This window comes from Mesorhizobium sp. M7D.F.Ca.US.004.01.2.1 (assembly GCF_003997785.1).
In the GTDB taxonomy this organism is placed as follows: Bacteria; Pseudomonadota; Alphaproteobacteria; order Rhizobiales; family Rhizobiaceae; genus Mesorhizobium; species Mesorhizobium loti.
Genome location: NZ_RZRQ01000485.1, coordinates 1 through 3,278, shown reverse-complemented (window position 1 = coordinate 3,278; position 3,278 = coordinate 1). Strand labels below are relative to the sequence as shown.

Sequence of the window (3,278 nt, the reverse complement as noted above, 5' to 3'; positions counted from 1 at the left end):
GTGCCCAGCGGATCGAACACAGCCTTGAGCCGCGCCATGAGCTCTCGCTCCACCAGGCCGCGATTGCGGTCGGCCATGGCGACCTTGGCCCGGCCAAGTCCATGCTCGGCTGCAAAGCTGCCGCCCATCTGCGTGGCAAGAGATGACAGCGCCTCGGCGAACAGCTCGGCCTTGCCGTCGAAATCGGCACGACCTTCCGGCGGCGACAAGTTGTAATGGATGTTTCCGTCGCAAAGGTGCCCGAACGGGTTTACCCGCACGCCGGGAAGAATGCCGCCGCAGATCTTCGCGCCTGCCTCGACGAAACGGGCGATGGCGCCTGAAGGGACGGAGATGTCGTGCTTGAGCTGCTCGCCTTCCAGCCTCTGTCCCTCCGGTTGCTCCTCGCGCAGCCGCCAGAATTGTGCCCGATGCGCACCTGTCGCCGCCAGCGCGCCGTCGACGACCAGGCCCTGTTCCATGCCCCATTCCAGCGCCGAAGCCAGGATCTCGTCCAGGGGAACACGTAGCGATCCCGATGCCAGTTCGACCAGCAGATAGACGTCGCCCCGTGCCTCCAGTTGGTAGGCAAGGTCGGGCAAGTGCTTGAGCGCCAGTTGCAGGCCGAAATCGGAGAAGAACTCGAGGCCAGTCAGGAATTCCCCGGCCTCGCCGCGCAGGAAAGCACCGAACGAAACAGCGGCGGCAAAGCCGGGCAGGACCAGAAGGGCGCTCGCCTGCTGCCGAGGCTTGGGGTACAGCCGCAGGATCGCGCGCGTCACGATCCCGAGCGTGCCTTCCGCGCCACAGAACAGCTTGCGCAACTGATAGCCGGCATTGTCCTTCTGCACCGCGCGCAGTCCGTCCCAGACCCTGCCATCAGGCGTCACGACTTCGAGACCCAGAACGAGATCCTGCATCATGCCGTAGCGGAAAGCCTGGCTGCCGCCGGCATTGGTGCCGATCAGGCCGCCGATCCTGGCGCTGCCTTCCGCGCCGAGATGCATTGGAAACATCAGGCCATCCGGTTCCAGCGCCTCGTGCAGCGCGGCCAGCACGACGCCGGCTTCGACGACGATCGATCCGCTGTCCAGATCCGGATTGCCGATCGCCGTCATGCGCGAAAGCGAGACGATCACCGCATTCGACTGCTGGGCGACGGCGGCGCCGCAAAGCCCTGTGTTTCCGCCTTGCGGGACCACTGCCAGTCCGGCCTCTCGGCATAGCTTGACGACACTGGCAACCTCAGACGTATCCGCAGGCCTGGCAACGCCCAGAGGCGCGACGCCGTAGCGATTGAGCCAATCGCGCTGGTAAGGTTCGGCGTCGCTGCCCGAAAGCCAGCCTTTCGGCCCGAGAATTTCGTGCAACGCGGTGGCGGGATCAATCATGGAGATGCCTGAGGGCGTGCGGCGTGACGCATTCGGATCGTGCTTCCAATCAATGGCCCAGCACCTGCGACAGGAATTGTCGGGTGCGCTCGTTGCGGGAAGAGGTGAAGAACTCGCCCGGAGGCGCTTCTTCGAGGATCTCGCCGCCGTCCATGAATAGCACCCGGTCCGCCACGCGGCGCGCAAAGCCCATCTCATGGGTCACACAGATCATCGTCATGCCTTCCGAAGCAAGCGTGACCATGACGTCAAGCACTTCGGAGACCATTTCGGGATCGAGCGCCGAGGTCGGCTCGTCGAACAGCATAATCTGCGGCTGCATGCAAAGAGCACGCGCAATCGCGACCCGCTGCTGTTGGCCGCCGGACAATTGGCTGGGATATTTCAGGGCCTGCTCGGGAATGCGCACCTTTTCCAGATAGCGCCGGGCGGTCGCCTCGGCTTGCGCCCGCGGCTGTTTGCGCACGATCATCGGAGAGATCATGCAGTTCTCCAGCACCGTCATGTGTGGGAACAGGTTGAAGTGCTGGAACACCATGCCGACTTCGCGCCTGATCTCATCGATGTTGCCGACGTCGTCGTTAAGCTCGGTGCCGAGCACGACGATGCGGCCGCCATTGTGCTGTTCGAGGCGGTTGATGCAGCGGATCATGGTCGACTTGCCGGAGCCGGAGGGTCCGCAGACGACGATTTTTTCGCCCCGCTTTACGGAAAGGTTTATCCCGCGCAGCGCGTGGAACGTGCCGTAGTATTTGTCGAGGTTTTCGATGCGGAGCGCCGGCTCACCGGTCGAATTGGTCGAGATCACCTGCACGCCTCCTTAGCGTTCGCTGACCGACATGCGGCGCTCGAGAAAGGCGCCATAACGGGACAGGCTGAAGACGAAGATGAAGTAGATGAAGGCGATGAAGGCATAGACTTCGACATAGGCGAAGCGCCATTCGCCGGTGCCGTAGGCGGCATTGCCGGAGGCCAGGATCTCGAAGAATCCGACGATGACCACCAGCGAGGTCTCCTTGAACGAGATGACGAACTGGTTGATCGTCGCGGGCATTGCGTTGCGCATGGCCTGAGGCAGGAGGATGCGGCTGATGCGTTGCCAATAGCGCATGCCAAGGGCCATGGCGGCCTCTTCCTGTCCTGTGGCGACGCCCTGCATGCCGCCTCTCACGATCTCGGCCTGATAGGCAGAGAAGAACAAAGCGGAGCCAAGGATCACCCGGTAAAGCTTGTCGCCCTGCAGCCATTGCGGCAGCGCGAAGGGCAGAACCACGGCAAAGGTGAAGAGGATCGATACCAGCGGAAGCGACCGGACCCCGTCGATGATGAGGCCGGTGGTGCGCGAAATCCAGGGCAACTCCGACCGGCGCAGCAAGGCCAGGCCGATCGCCAAGGGGAAACCGATCAGGCAGGTGGTGACGAAGATGAACAGGGTCAATGCCAGTCCGCCCCAGGCTTCCTCGCCGACATGGGCAAGACCAAGCATGCCGCCCTTCATCAGCACGTAGAAAAGGCCCGTTCCGGCTCCCCACACCAGCGCGATCCGGCGGCCGGTCCAGAATGCCGGGATACAGCTCAGCACCGTCATCACCACAACGGCGACGCAGGCCAGCGCCGAGCGCCATTGTTCTTCGTAGGGATAGAGGCCGAAGAAGATGATGCGCCATCTCGCTGCGATGACCGACCAGCAGGCTCCCGCTGCCGCCTGGCAAGCTTCCGGCCCGCCGCTAGTGGTGAAGACAGCCGAGAAAACCGCCCAATTCAGGAGCTTCCAGAGCAGGAAGACCATGATCATCAGGCAGGCCAGAGACACCACCGCCTGAAGCGGCGTCGCGAAGAAGCGTCGCCTCAGGTCCTCGAGCCTGCCGGGAGCGGGTGGGGCGACAACGACCATCTCCATCTCTCAGC

General features: G+C 63.3%; 3 protein-coding genes. All 3 read right to left on the bottom strand.

Translation table 11 applies throughout. From position 1 onward, the window contains the following. A partial coding sequence (locus tag EN993_RS33410) for an FAD-binding oxidoreductase (RefSeq protein WP_164757977.1) occupies window positions 1–1,370 on the bottom strand: 1,370 nt, incomplete at its 3' end. A gap of 49 nt (window positions 1,371–1,419) precedes the next feature. Beyond that, the gene (locus EN993_RS33405) at window positions 1,420–2,178 is read right to left on the bottom strand and encodes an amino acid ABC transporter ATP-binding protein (protein ID WP_126070003.1); all 759 of its coding nucleotides are present in this window, start codon (window positions 2,176–2,178) and stop codon (window positions 1,420–1,422) included. Between the two features lie 12 nt (window positions 2,179–2,190). Then, window positions 2,191–3,264, bottom strand: coding sequence for an amino acid ABC transporter permease (locus tag EN993_RS33400; RefSeq protein ID WP_245469045.1), 1,074 nt, complete (start codon window positions 3,262–3,264; stop codon window positions 2,191–2,193). Window positions 3,265–3,278 lie beyond the last annotated feature (14 nt).